Annotated in this window: 19 protein-coding genes and 1 pseudogene; 13 read left to right on the top strand and 7 right to left on the bottom strand. The window is 62.4% G+C overall.

Annotation, left to right across the window (positions count from 1 at the left end; all coding sequences use genetic code 11):
- Positions 1-60 precede the first annotated feature (60 nt).
- Positions 61-1,212, top strand: a complete 1,152-nt coding sequence (locus tag AC07T0_RS04940; RefSeq protein WP_495000118.1) for an MFS transporter — start codon at positions 61-63, stop codon at positions 1,210-1,212.
- Between the two features lie 131 nt (positions 1,213-1,343).
- Here the strand turns inward: AC07T0_RS04940 and AC07T0_RS04935 are convergent, their stop codons facing one another.
- Both AC07T0_RS04935 and AC07T0_RS04930 read right to left on the bottom strand, forming a co-directional pair.
- On the bottom strand, positions 1,344-2,897 hold the full coding sequence (locus AC07T0_RS04935; RefSeq protein ID WP_495000117.1) for a phospholipase D-like domain-containing protein: 1,554 nt from the start codon (positions 2,895-2,897) through the stop codon (positions 1,344-1,346).
- A gap of 60 nt (positions 2,898-2,957) precedes the next feature.
- On the bottom strand, positions 2,958-4,391 hold the full coding sequence (locus AC07T0_RS04930) for an aminotransferase-like domain-containing protein (RefSeq protein ID WP_495000116.1): 1,434 nt from the start codon (positions 4,389-4,391) through the stop codon (positions 2,958-2,960).
- A gap of 182 nt (positions 4,392-4,573) precedes the next feature.
- Here AC07T0_RS04930 and AC07T0_RS04925 point away from each other — a divergent pair, with 182 nt between their 5' ends.
- Positions 4,574-4,819 carry a DUF1127 domain-containing protein gene (locus AC07T0_RS04925; protein ID WP_495000115.1) on the top strand — a complete coding sequence of 82 codons (246 nt, stop codon included), beginning with the start codon at positions 4,574-4,576 and terminating at the stop codon, positions 4,817-4,819.
- Between the two features lie 187 nt (positions 4,820-5,006).
- The gene (locus AC07T0_RS04920) at positions 5,007-5,360 is read left to right on the top strand and encodes a YkgJ family cysteine cluster protein (protein WP_495000114.1); all 354 of its coding nucleotides are present in this window, start codon (positions 5,007-5,009) and stop codon (positions 5,358-5,360) included.
- A 2-nt stretch (positions 5,361-5,362) separates the two neighbouring features.
- On the opposite strand, the gene AC07T0_RS04915 is transcribed toward AC07T0_RS04920, so the two are convergent.
- Complete coding sequence (locus AC07T0_RS04915; protein WP_017125528.1) at positions 5,363-5,851, bottom strand: Lrp/AsnC ligand binding domain-containing protein; 489 nt, start codon at positions 5,849-5,851, stop codon at positions 5,363-5,365.
- Positions 5,852-6,010: 159 nt separating this feature from the next.
- Here AC07T0_RS04915 and dadA point away from each other — a divergent pair, with 159 nt between their 5' ends.
- From dadA to AC07T0_RS04885, 6 genes are all read left to right on the top strand, one after another.
- A complete protein-coding gene (gene dadA / locus AC07T0_RS04910; protein WP_495000113.1) occupies positions 6,011-7,315 on the top strand; it encodes a D-amino acid dehydrogenase in 1,305 nt (434 codons plus the stop codon).
- Positions 7,287-7,640 (top strand): RidA family protein, encoded by a 354-nt coding sequence (locus tag AC07T0_RS04905; protein WP_495000112.1) that lies wholly within the window; start codon positions 7,287-7,289, stop codon positions 7,638-7,640. The genes dadA and AC07T0_RS04905 overlap by 29 nt, the downstream gene beginning before the upstream one ends.
- Before the next feature lie 89 nt (positions 7,641-7,729).
- Positions 7,730-8,803: an alanine racemase gene (alr, locus tag AC07T0_RS04900; protein ID WP_495000111.1), complete on the top strand. Its 1,074-nt coding sequence runs from the start codon at positions 7,730-7,732 to the stop codon at positions 8,801-8,803.
- A 129-nt stretch (positions 8,804-8,932) separates the two neighbouring features.
- Positions 8,933-9,481, top strand: coding sequence for a cupin domain-containing protein (locus AC07T0_RS04895; protein ID WP_495000110.1), 549 nt, complete (start codon positions 8,933-8,935; stop codon positions 9,479-9,481).
- Positions 9,482-9,667: 186 nt separating this feature from the next.
- The gene (locus tag AC07T0_RS04890) at positions 9,668-10,087 is read left to right on the top strand and encodes a c-type cytochrome (protein WP_495000109.1); all 420 of its coding nucleotides are present in this window, start codon (positions 9,668-9,670) and stop codon (positions 10,085-10,087) included.
- A 270-nt stretch (positions 10,088-10,357) separates the two neighbouring features.
- Positions 10,358-12,271, top strand: a complete 1,914-nt coding sequence (locus AC07T0_RS04885; RefSeq protein WP_495000108.1) for an acetyl-CoA hydrolase/transferase C-terminal domain-containing protein — start codon at positions 10,358-10,360, stop codon at positions 12,269-12,271.
- A 186-nt stretch (positions 12,272-12,457) separates the two neighbouring features.
- On the opposite strand, the gene AC07T0_RS04880 is transcribed toward AC07T0_RS04885, so the two are convergent.
- On the bottom strand, positions 12,458-13,030 hold the full coding sequence (locus AC07T0_RS04880; protein ID WP_495000107.1) for a xanthine phosphoribosyltransferase: 573 nt from the start codon (positions 13,028-13,030) through the stop codon (positions 12,458-12,460).
- A 55-nt stretch (positions 13,031-13,085) separates the two neighbouring features.
- A complete protein-coding gene (gene rep, locus AC07T0_RS04875) occupies positions 13,086-15,095 on the bottom strand; it encodes a DNA helicase Rep (protein ID WP_100942151.1) in 2,010 nt (669 codons plus the stop codon).
- 263 nt (positions 15,096-15,358) lie between these two features.
- Between rep and AC07T0_RS04870 the strand changes: the two genes are divergently transcribed.
- The gene (locus tag AC07T0_RS04870; protein ID WP_495000106.1) at positions 15,359-17,029 is read left to right on the top strand and encodes a putative bifunctional diguanylate cyclase/phosphodiesterase; all 1,671 of its coding nucleotides are present in this window, start codon (positions 15,359-15,361) and stop codon (positions 17,027-17,029) included.
- 24 nt (positions 17,030-17,053) lie between these two features.
- Here the strand turns inward: AC07T0_RS04870 and AC07T0_RS04865 are convergent, their stop codons facing one another.
- Entirely contained in the window at positions 17,054-18,457 is a 1,404-nt protein-coding gene (locus AC07T0_RS04865) for a NorM family multidrug efflux MATE transporter (RefSeq protein WP_495000105.1), read from the bottom strand.
- Between the two features lie 152 nt (positions 18,458-18,609).
- On the opposite strand from AC07T0_RS04865, the gene AC07T0_RS04860 reads away from it, so the two are divergent.
- From AC07T0_RS04860 to AC07T0_RS04850, 3 genes are all read left to right on the top strand, one after another.
- Positions 18,610-19,530 carry a LysR substrate-binding domain-containing protein gene (locus AC07T0_RS04860; RefSeq protein ID WP_495000104.1) on the top strand — a complete coding sequence of 307 codons (921 nt, stop codon included), beginning with the start codon at positions 18,610-18,612 and terminating at the stop codon, positions 19,528-19,530.
- A 180-nt stretch (positions 19,531-19,710) separates the two neighbouring features.
- Entirely contained in the window at positions 19,711-21,687 is a 1,977-nt protein-coding gene (locus AC07T0_RS04855; RefSeq protein ID WP_495000103.1) for a methyl-accepting chemotaxis protein, read from the top strand.
- A 135-nt stretch (positions 21,688-21,822) separates the two neighbouring features.
- Positions 21,823-23,037 (top strand): aldose 1-epimerase family protein, encoded by a 1,215-nt coding sequence (locus tag AC07T0_RS04850; RefSeq protein WP_495000102.1) that lies wholly within the window; start codon positions 21,823-21,825, stop codon positions 23,035-23,037.
- A 66-nt stretch (positions 23,038-23,103) separates the two neighbouring features.
- Here AC07T0_RS04850 and AC07T0_RS04845 read toward each other — a convergent pair.
- Positions 23,104-23,649, bottom strand: a pseudogene (locus tag AC07T0_RS04845) (ATP-binding protein); the annotation flags it as partial.
- Positions 23,650-23,653: the final 4 nt, after the last annotated feature.

Here is a 23,653-nt window from a genome sequence, read left to right as displayed (position 1 = left end):
CTCCGCAAGGAAGTCCGGCTGTGTCGTCTTGAACAAAAACTGTCCACAGGAGAGTGGAACATGCGTTGGGCGACTTATTTCGCCGTCCTGGCTTCGGTACTCAGCGTCGGCCTGGCACTCGGCGTGAGCATGCCATTGGTGTCTCTGCGGCTGGAAAGTTGGGGTTATGGTGCCTTCGCCATTGGTGTGATGGCGGCGATGCCGGCTATCGGTGTGTTGCTGGGGGCCAGCGTCTCCAGTCATCTGGCGGCACGCTTCGGCAGCGCCCGGCTTATGGCTCTTTGCCTGTGGGCCGGGGCCTTGTCCATCGGTCTGCTGGCGCTGTTGCCCAGCTACCCGGTGTGGCTGGTGCTGCGGCTGATGATCGGGGTGATCCTGACCATTGTCTTCATTCTCGGCGAAAGCTGGATCAATCAACTGGTGGTCGAGCAATGGCGCGGGCGTCTGGTGGCCCTGTATGGCAGCACCTATGCGCTGAGCCAACTGTCCGGTCCGTTGCTGCTGGCTGCCGTGGGCACCGAGGGTGATTACGGTTTCTGGGTCGGCGTGGGCTTGCTGGTGGCTGCGCCGTTCTTGTTGCTGGGGCGCAGCGGGGCGCCCACCTCGGAGTCCAGTCGCGTGACCCTGATGGACTTGCTGGGCTTCTGCCGGGGGTTGCCGGCCATTGCCTGGGCCATTTCGCTGTTTGCCGCCTTCGAGGCGATGATTCTGACGTTGCTGCCGGTTTACTGCCTGCGTCAGGGCTTCACGGCGGATATTGCCCTGGCCATGGTCAGCACCGTGGTGGTGGGCGATGCCCTGCTGCAGTTGCCGATTGGCGCCTTGGCCGACCGCGTGTCCCGGCGCGCGCTATTCAGCGGTTGTGCCCTGGCGCTGATGCTGTCGAGCCTGGCGGTGCCGTGGTTGATCGATACCTTGCTGATCTGGCCGTTATGGGTGTTGTTCGGGGCCAGTGCGGGCGGGTTGTTTACCTTGTCGTTGATCCTGATCGGCGAGCGTTATCGCGACGACGCGCTGGTGCGGGCCAACGCCCATGTGGCGCAGCTGTGGGGCATCGGCTGTCTGATCGGGCCGTTGGTGGCGGGAGCGGGCAGCCAGTGGGTCAGCGGGCATGCCTTGCCGTTGTTCATGGCCGCAGGGGCCTTGGGCTTGCTGGTGTTGGTGTTGCGCCAAGGGGCCTTCGGCACGACACAGCCGGCTACGCCCCTGTAGGAGCAAGCTTGCTCGCGATGACGGGCTCCCGGGCACCGATGAAACATCAGCCTGCCGGCTGATCGCGAGCAAGCTTGCTCCTACCCATGACCGTGTGTATCAGGTAGTGGCGACGCGGACGCTATGAGCCTTCAGAGCATGCGCTCCAGCCCGATATGGTTGGCAAACCAGGCGTTGAACCGACGCCACCAGTTGCCCGGCTCGTGCCGCAGCTTGTGGAGCTGGCCGTTATCTTCGGTGAGCCAGACAATCTGCCCCTGCTCCAGATACGGCTGGTAGCTCAGGGCCGGGGCCATCCCGCGCAAGGCCAGGGCCCGAACCTGTTCCGCCAGCTCCGGGCTGTCCACCAGGACGCCGACTTCGGTGTTCCACAGCACCGAACGCGGGTCAAAGTTGAAGGAGCCGATAAAGGACTTCTGTCGGTCGAAAATCATCGCCTTGCTGTGCAGGCTGGAGTCCGAACCCTTGTAGGACGCGCTATGAAACAGATGCGGTCCGCTGCCGCCACGCTCTCCGGGCTGGCGCCGCAGTTCGAAGAGTTTCACGCCGTGTGCCAGCAAGGCCTTGCGGTAGGGGGCATAACCGCCGTGCACGGCCGGTACGTCGGTGGCCTCCAGTGAGTTGGTCAGCAGGCTGACCGAGACCCCGGCGTCGGCCTGCCCGGTCAGGTAGACCAGCCCTGGCTGACCGGGCACGAAGTAGGCGCAAATCATCATCAGTTCGGTATGAACGTTCCGCAGTTCCGGTGCCAACTGGGTCGTCAGCAACAGTCGTGGATCTGGCTCGTTCCTGGCCAGGACCTTGCTGGGCGCGTCCCACAGCGCCTGGTTCCAGGCCCAGATCAGTTCGTGGCGCCAGAGGTCCATGTGCGGTTCGCTCTTGTAGGCCCGGAGTCTCAGGTACAGGACGGTATTGTGCTGGCGATAGCTGCCCAGCGAGTCCTCGAGTCGCCGCCGGGCCTTGGCCAGTTCCACCGCGGACGGCGAGCTGGAGAGGAAGTCGCCGATGGGCGCGCTCAGGGTACTGTTCCAGTACTGGTCGAAGCTGTGTCCGAGCTGTTCGGCCACGGGCCCGAAACCGAGCAGGTCGATATCGGTGAAGTTCAGGTCCGGCTCGGCGCCGAAATATTCGTCCCCCAGGTTGCGCCCGCCGACGATGGCCGCGCTGTTGTCGGCCAGCCACAGCTTGTTGTGCATCCGTCGGTGTTGCTGCGACAGGTTGAACAAGCGGCCCAGGGTGCGGGTGGCACGGGTGCCGCGGCCGAGGTTCAGCGGGTTGAACAGGCGAATCTGGATATTCGGATGCGCGACCAGCGTGCCGATGACCGCGTCGAGCCCGTCGCTGGCGGTATCGTCCAGCAGGATGCGCACCCGTACGCCGCGATCGGCGGCCTTGAGCAACTCATCCACCAGCATGCGGGTGCTCAGACCGTCGTGGACGATGTAGTACTGCAGATCCAGGCTGACCTGAGCATTGCGGATCAGTTCGGCCCGGGCCCTGAACGCCTCGCTGCCATTGGCCAGCAGGCGAAAGCCCGAGCGTCCCTGCCAGGGCGCGGCCTGGGCCTGGATCGAACGGCCAAAGGCCGAGTCACTCGCTGGCAGGGCCTGGCTGGGAAACCGTGGGACCGCCAGGGAGGCGCATCCGCTCAACAGCACGGCAATGAGCAGCAAACAGGCTTTCAATGGGCATCGCCCCAGGTCATGGCAGGTGTCGGCATATGGACGCTGTCTGGCGGGTCAGGGTCAATCGATACTGCTCTCGTTTTGTGCCAGTAATTTGATCGCGGCCGCGCCGACTTTGCGCACGGCCTCTTCGATCAGCGCTGTCGGCTTGGCAGCGTAGTTCATGCGCAGGCAGTTACGGTATTTGCCTGAGGCCGAAAAGATACTACCCACCGCGATCTGCACGCCCTGGTCCTGCAGTGCGCGGTTCAGGCGCAAGGCATCGAAGCCCTCGGGCAGTTCGACCCAGAGCATGAAGCTGCCCTGGGGGCGGCTGGCCCGGGTGCCAGCGGGAAAGTAGCGACTGATCCAGTCGATCATCAGGTCGCGATTGCGCTGGTATTGGCTGCGCATGCGGCGCAGGTGCGGCTCGAAGTGGCCGTTTTTCAGGAAGTCGGCGATGGCCAGCTGAGGCTGCGGGGCGGTGGAGCCGGTGCTGATGTACTTCATGTGCAGCACTCGCTCGAGGTAACGACCAGGTGCCACCCAGCCGATGCGCAGGCCCGGGGCGAGGGTCTTGGAGAAAGAACTGCAGAGCAGCACGCGGCCGTCTTCATCGAAGGACTTGATGGTGCGCGGACGGGGGTAGGTGTAGGCCAGTTCGCCATACACATCGTCCTCGATAATCGCCACGTCAAAGCGCTGGGCCAGGGTCAGCAGGGCCCGCTTGCGTGACTCCGGCATGATGTAGCCCAGCGGATTGTTGCAGTTGGGGGTCAACTGTATGGCCTTGATCGGCCACTGTTCCAGGGCCAGTTCGAGGGCGTCGAGGCTGATGCCGGTGAGTGGGTCGGTGGGGATTTCCAGGGCCTTCATGCCCAGCCCCTTGAGGGTCTGCATGGCGCCGTGGAAGCTCGGGGAGTCCACCGCGACGATATCCCCCGGCTCGCAGATGGAGCGGATGCTGGTGGACAGGGCCTCGTGGCAGCCGGTGGTGATCACCAGGTCGTTGGGACCGAGCTGGCAGCCCGAGTCGAGCAGCAGTCGCGCCACCTGCTCGCGCAGCCCGAGGTTGCCGTGGATATTGTCGTAGGACAGGCCGCGCATGTCCTGGCGGCGGCTGATTTGCGCCAGGCTGCGCAGCAGCGGTTTCAGGGTCGGGCTGTCGATGTCCGGCATGCCGCGACCCAACTGTACGGTGTCCTCGCGGGGGACAGAGCGGATCAGTTCGAGCACCTGCTCCCACTGTGAAATATCCACGGGACGCTGCGCCGGACGCCCCACCACTGGCAAGGCTGGCAGTTCGCGGCCTACGGGCACGAAATAGCCGGACTTGGGTTTCGGTTGGGCCAGCCCGCTGTCTTCCAGGACCCGGTAGGCCTGCTGCACCGTACTCAGACTGACACCGTGCTCCACACTCAGCGCCCGTACAGAAGGCAGGCGATCGCCGGGGCGATAGAAGCCTTGTTCTATGCGGGTTCCAAGCAATTCGGCGAGGTTGATGTAGAGAGTCATGGCGCAGTTCTCGGGTGAGGTGGAAAGCAGTGGCCGGTACAGATAAGGTGAAAATACAGGATTCAGTCACGCTTTGGCGAGATCTGTATTGAGTTAATAAAAATTGATTGAATCTGTAATGGTTTTGGCCGTTCACCCATCCTGTGTACTCATGGCAACCGGGTAACAAAGGAGTAGAGGTAATGAACGGCATGAGCGATGTGCGTCTGGTGTTGCACAGTCAGGAACTGGTGATCGAGCACGAGCGGGTAGTCAAGGCGTTCTCCGCCCGCCGCTGCCCCCCGGCCTTCGGTTCCATGGGTCTGGCCTGGCATCGCCTGCGTACCCGCAAGGCCTTGCTTGGACTCACATCCGAGGAACTGCGCGATATAGGATTGAGCCCGGAGCAGGCGCGGGAGGAGGGTTTGAAACCGTTCTGGCGCTCCTAGCACGAAACGTATAGGCGCCAGCTTGCTGGCGATGGCGGCCGATCAGGCGATGCAAGACTGACGGGCCCCATCGCCGGCAAGCCGACGCCAAAGGGGCGATCGCGTTTCTTCAGATGCACAGGTTTGCTGCCGGGCGCGGCCTTTTCAGGCAAAATCCGCGTTCATTCTTCTTTCCGGTCGTTATTCGATGAGCTGCAACAGTCAGAAAATCCGCTTTCTGCGCCAGCAAATCCCGTCTTTCGAATGCGTGCCGGGCTGCCACGACTGCTGTGGGCCGGTGACCACCTCTTCCGCGGAGATGGCCCGCCTGCCGCGCAAGACCGCCGCCGAGCAGGAAGCTGCGCTGGACGAACTCAATTGCGTGCACCTGGGGCCGAACGGTTGCACGGTGTATGACGAGCGCCCGCTGATCTGTCGTTTGTTCGGGACGACGCCGACGCTGCCATGCCCCAATGGCCGACGTCCCGTGGAGATGATTCATCCACGGGCCGAACAACAGGTGCACGAGTACATTGCCAGTACCCGGCAGGTACTGGTCTAGCGTCAATCCGGAATCGGCAGGTTCAGGCTCTCTTTCACTTCTTCCATCACGATATAGCTCTTGGATTCCCGCACATGGGGCAGCTTGAGCAGGATGTCGCCGAGCAATTTGCGGTAGGAGGCCATCTCGGAAATCCGCGCTTTCACCAGGTAGTCGAAGTCCCCCGACACCAGGTGGCATTCCAGCACATGCGGCAACTTCAGCACGGCACGTCGGAACTCTTCGAAGGTGTCGCCCGATTTGTAGTCGAGGCTGATCTCGACGAACACCAGCAGGCTGCCCTTGAGGTGCTGCGGGTTCAACCGGGCGTTGTAGCCCATGATGATGCCTTCGCGTTCCAGCCGGCGCACCCGTTCGGTACAGGGCGTGGTGGACAGGCCGACCTTTTCGCCAAGCTCGGTGAACGAGATGCGCCCGTCGGCCTGCAGGATGCGCAGGATGTTGCGGTCGATTTTGTCCAGCTCGCGCTTGGTCTGATGGTTGGTTCTCATTAGGGAATGCCCCTCCGTCAAAAGCGATAGTGCCGAGAATTCTCGCCAAATATAGGCACTTATATAGTGAAAAGCACTGGCTATTGTTTTTTACACTGCGCGCATCTTGATTTTGAACATTAAACACCGGCGGCTGGCCGCGGATTGAGGGATAGACACATGCGAGTTCTGGTATTGGGTAGCGGTGTCATTGGTACCACCAGTGCTTATTATCTGGCCCGGGCTGGTTTCGAGGTGGTGGTGGTCGACCGTCAGCCGGCCGCCGCCATGGAAACCAGTTTCGCCAACGCCGGCCAGGTCTCGCCCGGCTATGCCTCGCCCTGGGCCGCCCCGGGCGTGCCGCTCAAGGCCATCAAGTGGTTGCTGCAGCGCCATGCGCCGCTGGCGATCAAGGCCACCGCCGATATCGACCAGTACCTGTGGATGGCGCAGATGCTGCGTAACTGCACCGCCAGCCGCTATGCCGTGAACAAGGAGCGCATGGTCCGCCTGTCCGAGTACAGCCGTGACTGCCTCGACGAACTGCGCGCCGAAACCGGAATTGCCTACGAAGGCCGCAGCCTGGGCACCACCCAGCTGTTCCGCACCCAGGCGCAACTCGATGGCGCGGCGAAAGATATCGCGGTGCTGAAAGAGTCCGGCGTGCCTTACGAATTGCTCGACCGTGCCGGCATTGCCCGGGTCGAACCGGCCCTGGCCAGCGTCACCGATATCCTCGCCGGGGCCCTGCGCCTGCCGAACGACCAGACCGGCGACTGCCAGATGTTCACCAGCCGCCTGGCCGAAATGGCCGTCAAGCTGGGTGTGGAGTTCCGCTTCGGCCAGGACATTCAACGGCTCGACCATGCGGGCGAGCGCATCAACGGCGTGTGGATCGACGGCAAGCTGGAAACCGCCGACCGCTACGTGCTCGCGCTGGGCAGTTATTCGCCGCAGTTGCTCAAGCCGCTGGGGATCAAGGCACCGGTCTACCCGCTCAAGGGCTATTCGCTGACCGTGCCGATCACCAACCCGGCCATGGCCCCGACTTCGACTATCCTTGACGAGACCTACAAGGTCGCGATCACCCGTTTCGACAACCGCATCCGTGTCGGTGGCATGGCGGAAATCGCCGGTTTTGACCTGTCGCTGAATCCGAAACGGCGCGAAACGCTGGAGATGATCGTCGGCGATCTTTATCCTCAGGGCGGCGACCTCGAGCAAGCCAGCTTCTGGACCGGTTTGCGTCCGACTACACCGGATGGCACGCCGATCGTGGGGGCAACCGCCTTCCGCAATCTGTTCCTGAACACCGGTCACGGTACGCTCGGCTGGACCATGGCTTGTGGCTCCGGTCGCCTGTTGGCTGACCTGATGGCGAAGAAAAAACCGCAGATCAGTGCCGAAGGCCTCGATATTTCCCGTTACGGCAAAATGCCCCAGGAGACTGCAAAACATGGCAATCCAGCGCCAGCTCACCAATGAACGCATGAGCCAGATCGTTGTGCACAGCGGTACCGTGTATCTGGCAGGGCAGGTCGGTGACGACATGAGCGCCGGGATTGAAACCCAGACCCGTGAAGCCCTTGGCAATATCGAGCGTTTGCTGGATCTGGCGGGTACCGACAAGAGCAGGTTGTTGTCGGTGACGATTTACCTGAAAGACATCGATGCGGACTTCGCCGGCATGAATTCGGTCTGGGACAAGTGGCTGCCAAAAGGCGTCGCGCCGGCCCGTGCCACGGTTGAAGCGAAGCTGTGCGAAGCGCAAATCCTGGTCGAGCTGTCGGTTGTGGCCGCTCTGCCTTAAGTGCGATCCCTCTCCCGGTGCGTGGTGGTTTGATTGCCGTTCGCACCGGTTTTTTATTCCCTCCCTTGACTGTCCAGAAGTTTGCCGCCATGCGTCCTGCCCGTGCCCTGATCGACCTCCAAGCCCTGCGTCACAACTACCAATTGGCCCGTGAAGTGTCGGGCGCCCGAGCCCTTGCGGTGATCAAGGCCGATGCCTACGGTCATGGCGCGGTGCGCTGTGCCCAGGCCCTGGAGGCCGAGGCCGATGGTTTCGCCGTGGCCTGTATCGAGGAAGCGCTCGAGTTACGGGCCGCGGGTATTCGCGCGCCGATCCTGTTGCTGGAAGGCTTTTTCGAGGCCGACGAACTGGCCTTGATCGTCGAGCACGATTTCTGGTGCGTGGTGCATGCGCTGTGGCAGTTGGAAGCCATCGAGCAGGCAGTGCTGGCCAAGCCGATCAACGTCTGGCTCAAGCTCGACTCGGGCATGCACCGGGTGGGACTGGAGCCCGCGGACTACCAGGCGGCTTACCAGCGCCTGCAGGCGAGCGGCAAGGTGGCGAAGATCGTGCTGATGAGCCACTTCGCCCGCGCCGACGAACTGGGTAGCCAGCGCAGCGCCGAACAGGTGGCGATCTTCGACGCCGCGTGCCAGGGTTTGTCGGCCGAGGTCAGCCTGCGCAACTCTCCGGCGCTGCTCGGTTGGCCGCAGATTCCCAGCGACTGGGTACGTCCCGGCATCCTGCTGTTCGGCTCGACACCCTTCGAAGAAGAAAACCCGCTGGCCGCGCGCTTGCAGCCGGTCATGACCCTGGAGTCGAAAGTCATCAGTGTGCGCGAGCTGCCAGCGGGAGAGCCGGTGGGCTACGGTGGCCTGTTCGTGACGTCCAGGCCGACGCGGGTCGGCGTGGTTGCCATGGGTTATGCCGACGGCTATCCGCGGCATGCGCCGACCGGCACGCCGGTGCTGGTGGCAGGCCAGCGCAGCCAGTTGCTGGGGCGGGTATCGATGGACATGTTGTGCATCGATCTGACCGATGTGCCCCAGGCCGGGCTGGGTTCGACGGTGGAGTTGTGGGGCAAAAACGTCCTGGCCAGCGAGGTTGCGGTCCGGGCCCAGACCATTCCCTATCAGATTTTTTGCAACCTGCGCCGGGTACCACGGCTCTACACCGGGAGCTAGGGGGCAGCCGCGCCGCGCCACAGGTCGTCCCACCGAGTCGGATTCGGGCTCGAGTGTTGTAAATACTGAACGCTATGCCATGATATCGCTCAATTACAACATCGCCTGAATCCCTGGGAGACTGCCGTATTGGACGTCGGTGAACGACTGCAATCCATCCGTAAACTGAAAGGTCTGTCTCAGCGTGAACTCGCCAAACGCGCGGGCGTCACCAATAGCACCATTTCAATGATTGAAAAAAACAGTGTCAGCCCTTCGATCAGTTCGCTGAGAAAGGTGCTTGGCGGCATTCCCATGTCCATGGTCGAGTTCTTTTCCGAGGAAATCCTCCAGGAAAAACCGACCCAGATCGTCTACAAGGCCAACGAGCTGATCGATATCTCCGATGGCGCCGTGACCATGAAGCTGGTCGGGCGTGCCCATCCCAGTCGTGCCATCGCCTTCCTCAACGAGATCTATCCTCCGGGTGCCGATACCGGAGCGGAAATGCTCACCCACGAAGGTGAGGAGACGGGCATTTTGTTGGAAGGACGACTGGAACTGGTGGTTGGTGCAGAAACTTTCGTTCTCGAGGCGGGCGACAGCTACTATTTTGAAAGCACCAAGCCGCATCGCTTCCGCAATCCGTTCGATACTCCAGCGCGACTAATCAGCGCAGCGACACCGGCGAACTTTTAACAGCGAGAGGCGCCAGGTCAGGGATTTCAAGGCGCCCGGCAGTATTGATTGGCCATGGGTTAATACCCCTGTAACTCTAGGGGTTGTTTCGCAGGGACAGTCGAACCGCTATACTCACGCCCGCCTGCGAAACCGTGGTTCGCGGCGTGATTAGCCACCATTGAGGGTGTACGCGTGAATCCAATTATGAAAATGCTGGCCGTACCAGCAACCGTAGTCGCCCTGTGGGCCGTCAGCGCTCAGGCAACGACAATCAATGACGATATCGCCAAGCGTCTGGAGCCGGTGGGCAAGGTGTGTATCCAGGGCGCAGAGTGCAAGGGGATGGAAGTGGCCGCTACCGTGGGCGGTGGCGGCGGAGCCAAGACACCGGATGAAGTGATCGCCAAGCATTGCAACGCTTGCCATGGCACCGGCCTGCTGGGTTCGCCGAAAATCGGTGATGCCGCGGCCTGGAAAGACCGCGCGGATCACCAGGGTGGCCTCAGTGGCCTGCTGGCCAAGGCCATCACCGGTCTTAACGCGATGCCGCCAAAAGGCACCTGCGCCGACTGCTCCGATGACGAGCTCAAAGGTGCAATCGAGAAAATGTCCGGGCTGAAATAAGACCGATCTTCTCTGAAAAAGCCGCTTACGAGCGGCTTTTTTGCTTTTGGTGAACGCGGGACCTGTGGGAGCCGGCTTGCCGGCGATGAGGCCCTTGAGTCAGGTGCTGCATTCACGGACGCCATCGCCGGCAAGCCGGCTCCTGCAAGGGCGGTGTTTCGACGCGAGGAATGGGGACAGCATGATGCCCGCAGGCTCGGGCTGTCATTTTCAGCAAATTCCCGGCAAGCTCGGTCCAACCTCAATTCATGGAAAGGCGAGGAGGGTCCGATGGTGCAGTGCTGTTCTATCGAGCGTGCGGTCGATGAGGTGTTGGCGCGACTGCCGGCGCATATTCACATGGCCAGCCCCCTGGGCCTGGGCAAACCCAATCGGTTTATCAATGCGCTCTACCAGCGCATCAGGCAATTGCCGGAGCGTCGGCTGACGATCTACACCGCTTTGAGCCTCGGCCGCCCGGCCCTGGGTGACGGCTTGCAACGGCGTTTTCTCGAACCCTTTGTCGAGCGGGTGTTCGGTGATTACCTCGAACTGGATTTCCTCGCCGACCTGCGTCGGGACAGCCTGCCGCCGAATATCCACGTCCGGCAGTTCTTCATGCAACCCGGCAGCCTGTTGCACAGCACGCAAGCCCAGCAGGATTACGTCAGCAGCAACTACAGCCATGCTGCCCGCGACATCAACGCCGCCGGCCTGAACCTGATCGCGCAACTGGTGGCCGAGGCCCCGGAACATCCCGGGTACCTGAGCCTGAGCTGCAACCCGGACATCACCCTCGACCTGCTGCCGATGATCGCCCGACGCCGCGCTGGCGGAGAAACCATCCTGATGCTGGCGCAGGTTCACAGCCACTTACCGTACATGCCTGGGGATTCGGAGATCAGCCGTGACGCCTTTGACCTGCTGATCGACGAGCCGGAAGGCAGCACCCTGTTCTCCACCCCGAACATGCCGGTGGATACCCAGGATCATTTTATCGGCCTGCACGCCAGCACCCTGGTGCGCGATGGCGGCACCTTGCAGATCGGCATTGGTGCCATGGGCGACGCCTTGACCGCCGCGTTGCTGGCCCGTCAGGCGGACAACGAGGGTTACCAAGCGTTGCTGGCGGATATCGATCTGTCGCCCTGGAAAGCCTTGCTCGACAAGGAAGGCGGTATCGAAGCTTTTGCCAAGGGGCTTTACGGTTGCAGCGAGATGTTCGTCAACGGCCTGCTGGTCCTGGTGGACGCGGGCATCGTGCGGCGCAAGGTCCATGCCGACCTTGAGCGGCAACGCCAGGCCAATGCCGGTGTCGTGCAAACCGGTGGCATCATGGTGCATGGCGGTTTCTTTCTCGGGCCGCGCAGTTTCTATCAGCGCCTGCACGAGCTGTCCCGGGACCAGCTGGGCGAATTCAATATGACCGCCATCAGCTACATCAACGAACTGTTTGGCGAGGAAGAACTCAAGCGCCTGCAGCGCCTCGACGCGCGGTTTATCAACAGTGCCTTCACCATGACCCTGCTGGGGGCGGGTGTGGCGGACCAGCTCGAAGACGGGCGGGTGCTCAGCGGGGTCGGCGGGCAGTACAACTTCGTGGCCCAGGGTCATGCGCTGGAGGGCGCGCGGTCGATCCTGATCTTGCGCAGTTGGCGCGAGGCGGGCGGTGAGGTCAGTTCGAATATCGTCTGGGAGTATGGGCATTGCACCATCCCCCGGCACCTGCGCGATATCGTGGTGACCGAGTACGGTATGGCCGACCTGCGCGGCAAGACCGACGCCGAGGTGATCGAAGCGCTGCTGAATATCGCCGATTCACGCTTTCAGTCGGGGTTGATCGAACAGGCGCAACAGGCTGGCAAGCTGCCGGGGGATTTCCGTCTCGACCCGCGTTTTACCGATAATCGTCCGCAGCGCTTGCAGGCGATTCGGACACGGCATCCGCATTTGTTTCCGGAGTATCCGCTGGGCAGTGATTTCAGCGCGGAAGAGCGGGATCTGCTGCGGGCGCTGAACTGGCTCAAAAGCAAATTCAAGCTCACCGAGATGCTTGAGCTGGGCAAGGCGGCGCTGGATGCCCCCGAGCCGGCGGCCTTTGCCGTGCATCTGGAGCGCATGCGCCTGACCCACCCGGAGGGGTTGAAGGAGGAGCTTTTTCAGCGGTTTCTGCTGGCGGGGTTGCAGGAGACGCTGCCTGACTGAAGCTCCGCGAAATCGGGTACGACACACCCTTGTAGGCGCCAGCTTGCTGGCGATGGCGTCCGGATAGGCGCCGCAAGGCTCAAGGGCTTCATCGCTGCGCTGCGGCGTCCCGACAAGCCAGCCCCTACAGTTTCCGTGTTGACCGTTGTTGCAAGTCAGGGGCAATGGTGGTGTTGAGGTGTGGCCTTATTCGATAAAGCTCACAACACCGCCGGCCAGGGACTTCACCCGGGCCAGCGATTCCACGCGATAACCCTGCGCGTCCAGTTCGGCCCGGCCGCCCTGGAAGGATTTCTCGATGACGATACCCAGGCCCGCCACGGTCGCGCCGGCCTGCTTGATGATCGAGATCAGCGCCTGGGACGCTTTGCCGTTGGCCAGGAAGTCATCGATGATCAGCACGCGATCACTGCTGGTCAGGTGGCGCGGGGAAATCGCCACGGTGCTTTCAACCTGCTTGGTGAAGGAGTACACCGTCGCCGACAGCAGGTTTTCCGTCAGGGTCAGGGACTGGTGCTTGCGGGCGAAAATCACCGGCACGCCGAGGTTCAGCCCGGTCATGATCGCCGGGGCAATCCCCGAGGCTTCGATGGTGACGATCTTGGTAATGCCCGAGTCGGCGAACAGTGTGGCGAATTCGTCACCGATCAGTTTCATCAACTGCGGGTCGATCTGGTGGTTCAGGAAGGCGTCGACCTTCAGTACCTGATCGGAAAGCACGATGCCTTCTTCGCGAATTTTCTTGTGCAGTGCTTCCACGGAACGTCCTCGAATAGCGCCTTTGCGCTGAAGATAGATTAAAAAATGCGCAATTCTAGCGCTTTAACATCGCGCGTATATCCGCCAGCGCCGAATTGCCGCGTACGGCTTTGACTTCGGTCGGCGTGTCGTCGTTACCTTCCCAGGCCAGGTCGTCCGGTGGCAGTTCATCGAGGAAACGGCTCGGCGCACAGTCGATGACCTCGCCGTACTGCTTGCGCTTGGCGGCAAAGGTGAAGGCCAGGGTCTGACGGGCTCGGGTAATGCCGACATAGGCCAGGCGCCGTTCTTCCTCGATGGTGTCGGCCTCGATGCTGGAGCGGTGCGGGAGGATTTCCTCCTCCATGCCCATGATGAACACGTAGGGGAATTCCAGCCCCTTGGACGCATGCAGGGTCATCATTTGCACGCCTTCGGCGCCGTCCTCTTCTTCCTGCTGGCGTTCGAGCATGTCACGCAGCACCAGCTTGCCGATGGCGTCCTCGACGGTCATATCGCCGTCTTCGTCTTTTTCCAGGGTGTTCTTCAGCGCTTCGATCAGGAACCAGACGTTACCCATCCGGTAGTCCGCGGCCTTGTCGCTGGAGCTGTTGGTACGCAGCCAGTTCTCGTAGTCGATGTCCATGACCATACTGCGCAGGGCGGCAATCGGATCTTCGCCAGCGCACTGCTCACGCACCCGGTCCATAAAGCGCTTGAAGCGCGCCAGGCGGTCGGTGAAGCGGCTGTCGAGGTGTTCGCCCAGACCGATTTCGTCGGTGGCGGCGTACATCGAGATCTTGCGTTCGGTGGCGTAGTTGCCGAGCTTTTCCAGGGTGGTCGAGCCGATCTCCCGGCGTGGCACGTTGATCACCCGCAGGAAGGCGTTGTCGTCGTCCGGGTTGACGATCAGGCGGAAGTAGGCCATCAGATCCTTGACTTCCTGGCGCCCGAAAAAGCTGTTGCCCCCCGACAGCCGATAGGGAATCTGGTGGTGCTGCAGCTTCAGCTCGATCAGCTTGGCCTGGTAGTTGCCCCGGTAGAGGATGGCGAAATCACTGTAGGGCCGGTCGGTGCGCAGGTGCAGGCTGAGAATCTCCATGGCCACGCGTTCGGCCTCGGCATCCTCGTTACGGCAACGGATGACACGGATCTCATCACCGTGACCCATTTCGCTCCACAGTTGCTTTTCGAATTCGTGCGGGTTGTTCGAGATCAGTACGTTGGCGCAGCGCAGGATCCGGCTGGTGGAGCGGTAGTTCTGCTCCAGCATCACCACTTTCAGGGACGGGTAGTCGTCCTTGAGCAGCATCAGGTTTTCCGGCCGCGCACCGCGCCAGGCGTAGATCGACTGGTCGTCGTCACCCACCACGGTGAACTGGTTGCGCGTGCCGATGAGCATTTTCACCAGCAGGTACTGGCTGGCGTTGGTGTCCTGGTATTCGTCCACCAGCAGGTAACGGACCTTGTTCTGCCACTTTTCCAGGATGTCGGCATGTTCCTCGAACAGCTTTACCGGCAGCAGGATCAGGTCGTCGAAGTCCACCGCGTTGAACGCCTTGAGCGTGCGCTGGTAGTGGGTGTAGACGATGGCCGCGGTCTGCTCCTTGGGATTACGCGCATTCTCCAGGGCTTGGGGCGGCAGGATCAGGTCGTTTTTCCACGAGCCGATCATGTTCTTGATCTCGTCGACGCCGTCGTCGCCCGAGTATTCCTTCTGCATGATGTCGGTCATCAAGGCCTTGACGTCGGCCTCGTCGAAGATCGAGAAGCCCGGCTTGTAGCCCAGCCGCGCATGCTCCTTGCGGATGATGTTGAGCCCCAGGTTGTGGAAGGTCGATACCGTCAGGCCACGGCCTTCGCCGCCCTTGAGCAGGGTACCGACGCGCTCCTTCATTTCTCGCGCGGCCTTGTTGGTGAAGGTCATGGCGACGATGTATTGGGCGCGGATGCCGCAGTTCTGGATCAGGTGGGCGATCTTGCGGGTGATCACGCTGGTCTTGCCGGAGCCGGCGCCGGCGAGCACCAAAAGAGGGCCGCCGACGTAGTTCACGGCTTCTTGCTGCCGGGGATTGAGTCGGGACATGACGGCGTCAGGAGTCTGTTGCGAAAAGGGCGGGCATTTTAACAGGCTGAACGGATTCTGCCGCGACTCTCCGACACTGTGACGTGCGCCGCTATCTAAATTTGCCGGTTTTGTTACTTTGCCGCAGGATGCGCAGCATATTCCCGGCTATTGTTCAGAATTGTGTTACACAAAAAAGCACTTGATAATCAATCCTACTTAAGTCTCCCGAGCGTGTCGCAATGTTGATCGTCAACGTTTTTTGCAGAGTCTAGGGAGTCAGCTTGCCTACGTCTGTCGAACCCTTGCGTTTGCTGCTACTGGCCGATGAGCCTGAGTGGGCGGCCTTGTTGCGCGAGTGTCTGGCTCCTCTGGGAGACTCGGCCGTGCTGATCCATGCGCCGTCCTGGGAGGTGGTCAGCCGCCTGTTCGAGGCCGACCGCACGGCGCTGTTGTTGACGGTGCCGAACTTGCAGCCGGCGCCGGGACGCTGCAACCTGCCAACCATCCTGTTGTTGGAAGAAGAACCGTTGATCGCACCCCTGGGGGTCAGCGACTGGCTGGTTCGCCAGGGACTCGATACGCCGACCTTGCGTCGCTGTCTGCGCCATGTGCGTGAGCGCGGCGTACTGGAAAACACCTTGCAGCGCCTGGCCGAGCAGGACCCGCTGACCGGCATCGCCAATCGCCAGGGCTTCCAGACCCTGCTGGCGGCGCGGCTGGCCGAGAACGAAGGGCGCGGCCTGGCCCTCGGGCACCTGGACCTGGACAATTTCCGCCATGCCAACGACGCCCTGGGTCACCAGGCCGGCGACCGGCTGATCCTGCAGGTGGTGGCGCGGCTCAAGAGCCAGCTTGAGGCGGGTGACCAGTTGGCGCGCCTGGGCAGCGACGAATTCGCCCTGCTGATCGACACCCGTCGTGCACCCCAGCGCGCCGAGAGTGTGGCCGAACGGATTGTCGAGGCCATGGCCGAACCTTACTGGGTCGACGGTGAGAGCCTGTTGATCGGTTGCAGCCTGGGCATCGCCCATACCCGTGCCAATGCCGGTGCCGATCCACTGATGTGGCATGCGCATATCGCCATGCAGCAGGCCAAGAGTACCCAGGGCTGCACCTTTCATACCTTCAATGAGCGGATCAATCGTAACGCCCGTAGCCTCGCCGACCTGGAAAGCGAGCTACGCCGGGCCCTGCGCCGTGACGAACTGGAACTGCATTACCAGCCGCGCCTGGACCTGGGCAGCGGCCAGATCGTCGGCCTCGAGGCCCTGGTGCGCTGGCGGCATGGCGAGCGCGGGTTGTTGCCGCCCAGCGAGTTCGTACCCCTGGCCGAGCAAAGCGGCCTGATCGTGCCGTTGGGCTACTGGGTGATTTCCCGGGCGCTGCGGGATATGCAGGCCTTGCGCGCGCTGGGGCTGGCGCCGCTGCACATGGCGGTCAACCTGTCGTTCCGGCAGTTCCAGGACAGCCAGTTGCTCCCGACCTTGAGCCGGCTGATTGCCGAGCGCGGCGTTGAGGCGCAGTGGCTGGAGTTCGAGCTCACCGAAACTGCGGTGATGCGTCGTAGCGACCTGGTCAAGCAGACCATGGATGCCCTGGGGCGGTTGGGGGTGCGTTTTTCCCTGGATGACTTCGGCACCGGGTTTTCTTCCTTCGTGCACCTCAACAGTCTGCCGATCGCCTTGCTCAAGGTGGACAAGAGTTTTGTCGGTGGCATGGAGTTGCGTGAGGAAAACCGCAAGCTGGTGCATGCCATGGTCAACCTGGCCCACAACCTTCATCTGGAGGTGGTGGCCGAAGGGGTTGAAACCCCGGAGCAACTGGCCTTGCTGCGCGAGTTCGGCTGCGACCAGGCCCAGGGTTACCTGATCAGCAAGCCGTTGCCGCTGGCGGAGCTGGTGGAGTACCTGACCTTTGGTGCCGCTCAGCCAGTGGCGCAGGAGGTGGTTTGACGCCGCGGGATGCGGTCTGTCGACTCAGGCGGCATCCATGACGCTGCGTTGTGGGCTTTGTGCCGAATGGCGTCCGAGCATCCGCTTCATCCGCCATTCAAACGCCAGCGTCAGGCTTACTGCCGCGCAAGCCAGGCCCAGCGCCAGGCCCCACCAGACACCGGTTGCCCCGCCATTGAAGTCGAACGCCAGCAACCATGCCGCCGGGGCGCCGATCAGCCAGTAGCAGGCGAGACCGACGAGGAAGGTGGTCTTGGCGTCTTTCAGGCCCCGGATCGCGCCCATGGCGATGGTCTGGGTGCCATCGAACAGCTCGAACCAGGCGGCCACCGCCAGCAGCCTGACGGCCAGTTCGATAACCGGTTGGAACGCCGGGTCGTTGCGATCCAGGAACAGTCCCACCAGTGGGTTCGGCGCCAGCCAGAACAGCGCGGCAAAGGCCAGCATGGCGGCCGCCCCGAAAGCGATGCCGACCCTTCCGGCCAGGCGCGCGTCCAGCAGTTGCCCGGCGCCGTAGTGCAGACCGATGCGCAGGGTGATGGCGTAGGAGATCCCCGCCGGCACCATAAAGGCCGCCGAGACGATCTGCAGGGCGATCTGGTGCGCGGCCAGTTGCGTACTGCCCATGGTGCCCATGCACAGCGCGGCAAAGGCGAACAGCCCGACCTCCACGGCATAGGTACCGCCAATCGGCAGACCCAGGCGCCAGAGTTCGCGCAGATACTGCCAATTGGGCCGCGACAGGCCCCGCAGCAAGGGGTAGTGGCGGTACGCCGGGTGCCGCTTGATATGCCAGGCCAGCGCCAGGGCCATGCAGCTGGCGACCAGCGCCGTGACCAGGCCGATCCCCACCAGGCCCAGCTTGGGCAGGCCGAACATCCCGGTGATCAGGGCATAGTTGAGGGCAAAGTTGGCCACGGTGCCGCACAGGCTGATCACCATCACCGGGGTCGCGCGGCCCAGGGCGCTGGTGAACCCGCGCAGGGCCATGAAGCTCAGGTAGCCGGGCAGGGCGAACGGCAGCACCGTCAGGAACTGCGTGGCGGCGTGCACGTTGGTGGGGGTCTGGCCGAACATCAGCAGCAGCGGCTTGAGGTTCCACAACAGCAGGCCGGCCACCAGGGCCATGGCCCAGGCCAGCCACAGCCCGGCCTGGGTCAGCCGGGTCGCGCCTTCGATATCGCCGGCGCCCTGGCGAATGGAGACCAGGGTGCCGACGGCCGCGATCACGCCAATGCAGAAAATCGACACGAACGAATAACTCGCCGCGCCCAGGCCGCCACCGGCCAAGGCCTCGGGGCTGAGTCGGGCCATCATCAGGGTGTCGGTCAATACCATCAGCATATGCGCCAACTGCGAGGCGATCAGCGGCCCGGACAGCCGCAGGATGGCCCGGAGTTCGGTGCGTGCTGAATGCTTCATGATCATCAGGCTCGACAGGTGGAAGGCAGTGAGAACCGTTGATTCTCAGGGTTCCCAGGCATTTGCACAAAGGGATAAAACCGATTGCTCGCATGATAAAAACTCATGCAAGGAGGTTTCTGCTAGGGTTGCCGCATTGCGTTATCGGAGCGCTCCCCATGTCTCGTCGTCTGCCCCCCCTGTATGCCTTGCGCGCTTTCGAAGCGGCGGCCCGCCACAGCTCGTTCACCCGGGCGGCGGAGGAGCTGTCCATTACCCAAAGTGCGGTCAGCCGGCATATTCGTACGCTCGAAGAGCACTTTGCCTGCCGGCTGTTTCAGCGTAACGGGCGCAATCTGCAACTGACCGAGTCCGCGCGCTTGCTGCTGCCGGGGATCCGCGAGGGCTTCGGCGCCCTGGAGCGGGCTTGCAATACCTTGCGCGCTGAAGACGACATCCTGCGCATGAAAGCGCCGTCGACCCTGACCATGCGCTGGCTGCTGGCGCGGCTGAGCCGTTTCCGGCATTTGCAGGAAGGCAATGAGGTGCAGCTCACCAGTGCCTGGATGGATGTCGACAGCGTGGACTTCAACCAGGAGCCATTTGATTGTGCGGTGTTGCTCAGCAACGGCCATTTCCCGCCTGACTGGGAGGCCAGTTACCTGTTTTCCGAGTGGTTGATTCCGGTGGGAGCACCTACGCTGCTCAATGAGCAGCCTTGGGATGCCGAGCGTCTGGCCAGCGTCGAGCTGTTGCACCCGACGCCCGATCGGCGAGACTGGCGCAGTTGGCTGGAGCGCATGGGCCTGTCCGAACGGATCTCCCTCAAGGGCGGCCAGCTGTTCGATACCCTGGAGCTGGGCATGATTGCCGCGGCGCGGGGTTACGGGGTGTCTATGGGGGACCTGCTGATGGTGGCCGAGGACGTGGCCCAGGGACGTTTGAGTTTGCCGTGGCCGACCGCCGTCGATAGTGGTGAGCAATATTACCTGGTCTGGCCGAAAACCCGGCCGGGCGGCGAGCGCCTGCGGCGGCTCAGCGATTTTCTTCAGGGCGAGGTCGCGGCCATGGTCTTGCCCGATGTCGAGCGCCTGGGCTGATACGCTGTTTTTGGCGGCCACTGATATCCGTTCAAATGACTCAAGTATTCGCTGGCGCCGCCGAATCTACCGACATGGAACCGCCGTCCCAAGCGGTTCGCTCATGCCTTGTTCATTGGAAATGTTTCCGCGCGGCCTGACAGTACCCACAGGATTCGCCGCCCGCCCAGGAGCCTCATCATGTCTCGACCTCGTGCCCGTATAGCCTCGCAGCTGGGGTTGGCACTCGCCGTTATCCTGGCGCTGGTGATCAGTGGTAGCACCGTGTTTGCCCTGCGTTCGCTGGACTCGGCCAACCTCGACACCCGCGAGGAACACCTGGCCAGCGAGGCGCGCCTGCTGGCCGACCAGTTGAACACCTTCCACGGCACCTTGCGCGAAAGTACCCAGCGCCTGAGCGGGCTGTTCGAAAAGCGTTTCAGCAGTGGCCTGAGCGTGCGCCCCGAGCAAATGATCGCTGTGGGCAGCGTGCAAGCTCCGGGCCTGTACCTGGGCACTGAGCTGCTGAACAACAATTTCACCGAAGTGGACACGTTCAAGCAGATGTCCGCGGGTGTCGCGACTCTATTCGTGCGTAGCGGTGAAGATTTCGTCCGGGTCAGCACCTCTCTGACCAAGCAGGACGGCAGTCGCGCCATCGGCACCTTGCTCGATCACCAGCATCCGGCCTACCAGCGTTTGCTGGCGGGCCAGGCGTACGTCGGGCGGGCACTGCTGTTCGACCGCTCCTACATGACCCAGTACACCCCGGTGCGCGATGCCGACGGTAAGGTGATCGCTGTGCTGTTCGTCGGTTTCGACTACACCGATGCGCAGAATGCGCAGTTCGACAACCTCAAGCGCTTTCGCATCGGCACGACCGGTTCCCTGGCCTTGCTCGATGAGCAGAAGCATTGGCTGGTGCCGCCTGCCGGGGTGACGGATCTTGCACCGGCAATCCCGGTGGTCGTCGATCTGGTCCGGCAACCGGGCCATGGGCGCTTCTGGAGTGACAAAAGCGAGGATTTCTACAGCGTGGCGGTGACCTTTGAAGGGGGGCCGTGGACCGTAGTGGCGAGCATGCCCAAGGCCGAGATCCGCGCCGTGACCTGGAGTGTCGGCATTCGACTGGTGATTGGCAGCCTGCTGGCCATGCTGCTGGCGGTCGGCGCGGCGATCTGGCTGCTGCGCAGCAAGTTGCGCCCCTTGGGCGACTTGGTGCGCCAGGCGCAAGCCCTGGGGGCCGGGGATTTGAGCGTACGTCTGAACCTGTCCAGTCATGACGAGATTGGCCAGTTGGCCGACAGCTTCAACCAGATGGGGCAGGCGCTGTCATCGATGGTCGAACACATCCGCAAGGCGGCTGCCGAGGTCAGCAGCCGTGCCCATGTACTTACCGGCTTGTCCGGCGGTGCCTATGAAGGGATCGAACAGCAATCCGGCGAGATCAGCAGCATGGCCGGTGCCGTGAAGCAGTTCAGTGCCACCTCGCTGAATATCGCCGACAACATGGGCAATACTGAGCGGCTGGCCCAGGAGAATGCCCGGCAGACGCGCATCGGGCGCACCGCCATGGAGGAGGCCTCGACGTCCCTGGAACAGATCGCCGGTTCCCTCGGCAGCACGGCGCAGGTGATCAACGCCCTGGGGCAACGCTCCGAGGAGATCGGCGGGATTGTCGGGGTGATCACCTCGATTGCCGATCAGACCAATCTGTTGGCGCTGAACGCGGCCATCGAAGCCGCCCGTGCCGGTGAGCAGGGCCGCGGCTTTGCCGTGGTGGCGGATGAGGTGCGTAGCCTGGCGGGGCGTACCCGTGAGGCCACCGAGCAAATCTCCGGGATGATCCAGAGCATCCAGCAACAGACCGATCACGCCATCAACACCATGGAAGAGGGCAATCGGCTGATGCAGGAAGGTCTGTCGCGCAATGCCAACGTGGCTTCGGCCTTGGCGCAGATTGACGAGCAGAGCCGTTCGGCCGGGCAGCAGTTCGCCGTTATCACCACCGCAACCCAGGAACAGAGCAGCACCGCGACCCGGCTCAGCGGCAACCTGCAGGGCATTGCCCTGGCCAACAGCGAGCAACGCGAGGTGGTGTCCAATCTGGCGGTCACGGCCCGGGAGCTGGAGACCCTGGCGACGGAGCTGCGTCAGGAGGTGGATCAGTTTCGCTGAGGCGGCGCCTCGTCGCAGACGCTGAAATACGGGGGAGTACAGGCGGTCCTCGAGCTGACGGATATTTGTTTGGCTGACTTGCTGAAACGTTTCATCAGCGCTATAAAAGTCGAACAACTCCAATAAGGACAGCCCATGACTTCTCTCCGCTTGCTCTTCGGCGTTACCGCCCTGACCGCTGCTTCCCACGCCATGGCCTGGGACTACGTGCTGCTCGACAGCGACACGCCCGCGCAGAACCGGCAGATCACCAGTCAACAACTGGGGATCAAGACCGCCAAGCCTTTCTCCATCACGATGCGCACCTTGCACGGTGGTCGCCAGGAAGGGGTCAGCATCGTCGACATCGATAACGGCACGATGAAACTCTCAGTGGTCCCGACGCGCGGCATGAACGTCCTGCACGCGTCCGTGGGCGATGTGCGCCTGGGCTGGGACTCGCCCGTTAAGGAAGTGGTCAATCCGGCCTTTATCGAGCTCAATGGCCGTGGTGGCTTGGGCTGGCTGGAGGGTTTCAACGAGTTGGTGGTGCGTTGCGGCTATGAGTGGGTCGGGCATCCGGGGCTCGATAACGGTGAACTGCTGACCTTGCACGGGCGGGCGGCGAATATTCCGGCCAGCAAGGTCTCGCTGCATATCGACGAGAAGCCACCTTATGCCATTCGTTTGCAGGGTGAGCTGAAGGAGCAGGCGTTCAAGAAAGTCGACTTCTCGGTGGTCACCGAGCTGTTGACGGTGCCTGGCAGCGTGAGCTTTGCGCTCAACGACACGCTGACCAACAACGGCGACTATCCCAAGGAATACCAGGCGCTGTACCACAGCAACTTCAGCACCCCGTTCCTGGAGCAGGGCGCGCGTTTCGTGGCGCCGGTGAAGCAGGTCTCGCCGTTCAACGACAAGGCCAAGGGCGACCTGGCGGACTGGCAGACCTATCGCGCGCCGACCAAGGACTATGACGAGACCGTCTACAACGTCGTGCCGTATGCCGATGCCAAGGGCGACACCCTGGCGGTGTTGCACAACAAGGCCGGCAGTCTCGGGGTTTCGCTCGGGTTCAATACCCAGCAACTGCCGGTGTTCTCCCTGTGGAAAAACACCGATACCCAGGGCCAGGGTTATGTCACCGGGCTGGAGCCGGGGACCAGCTTCTCCTATAACCGCCATTACCAGCGTCCGCTGGGGCTGGTGCCGACTATCGAGGCCGGGCAGAAACGCCAGTTTCAGATCAGTTACAGCCTGCTGGCGGACAAAGCGGCTGTGGATAAGGCGGTGCAGCGGGTGACGCAGATTCAGGATGGACGCAAGACGGAGGTGCGGGGCACGCCATTGGTGGATTTGAGCAAGGAATAACCCTTTGGGGATGGGCCGGCCGATAACGCAATGTTTCGGCCCGGCCTGGTTCAAGTGACGTCCTGCCTATTGGGACACTGGACGGTACTGAAGCGCTTCGGCCAAGTGTTCACGCTCGATATGTTCCACCTGTTCCAGATCGGCCAAAGTGCGCGCCACCTTGAGCAACCGATGGGCTGCCCGCAGCGAAAGTGTCAGTCGTTCACAGGCCGTCTCCAACCATTTTTCATCGCCTGTGGATAACTTGCAGTGCGCGCGCAGTGCCGGTAAATCGAGAAATGCATTGGCACAGCCTTGACGCTGTTGCTGGCGTTGCCGGGCTTCGGCGACTCGGGCGGCGGCCTGGGCGGTGTTGTCGCCATCTTGCTGGCTGGGGCTGAGCGCCGTGGCTTCTCGGGCCACTGTCAGGTGCAGGTCGATGCGGTCCAGCAGCGGGCCGGAGAGTTTGTTGCTGTAGCGCTGGATCTGTTCCGGGGTACAGCGGCAACGTCCACTGGGATCGCCAAGATATCCACAGGGGCAGGGATTCATCGCCGCTACCAGTTGGAAGCGTGCCGGGAAGCGCACCCGGTCGCGGGCCCGGGAAATCACGATATGGCCGGACTCCAAGGGTGTT

The organism is Pseudomonas sp. GW821-FHT04D07 (assembly GCF_059420225.1).
This window is presented reverse-complemented; position numbering and strand designations above follow the sequence as displayed.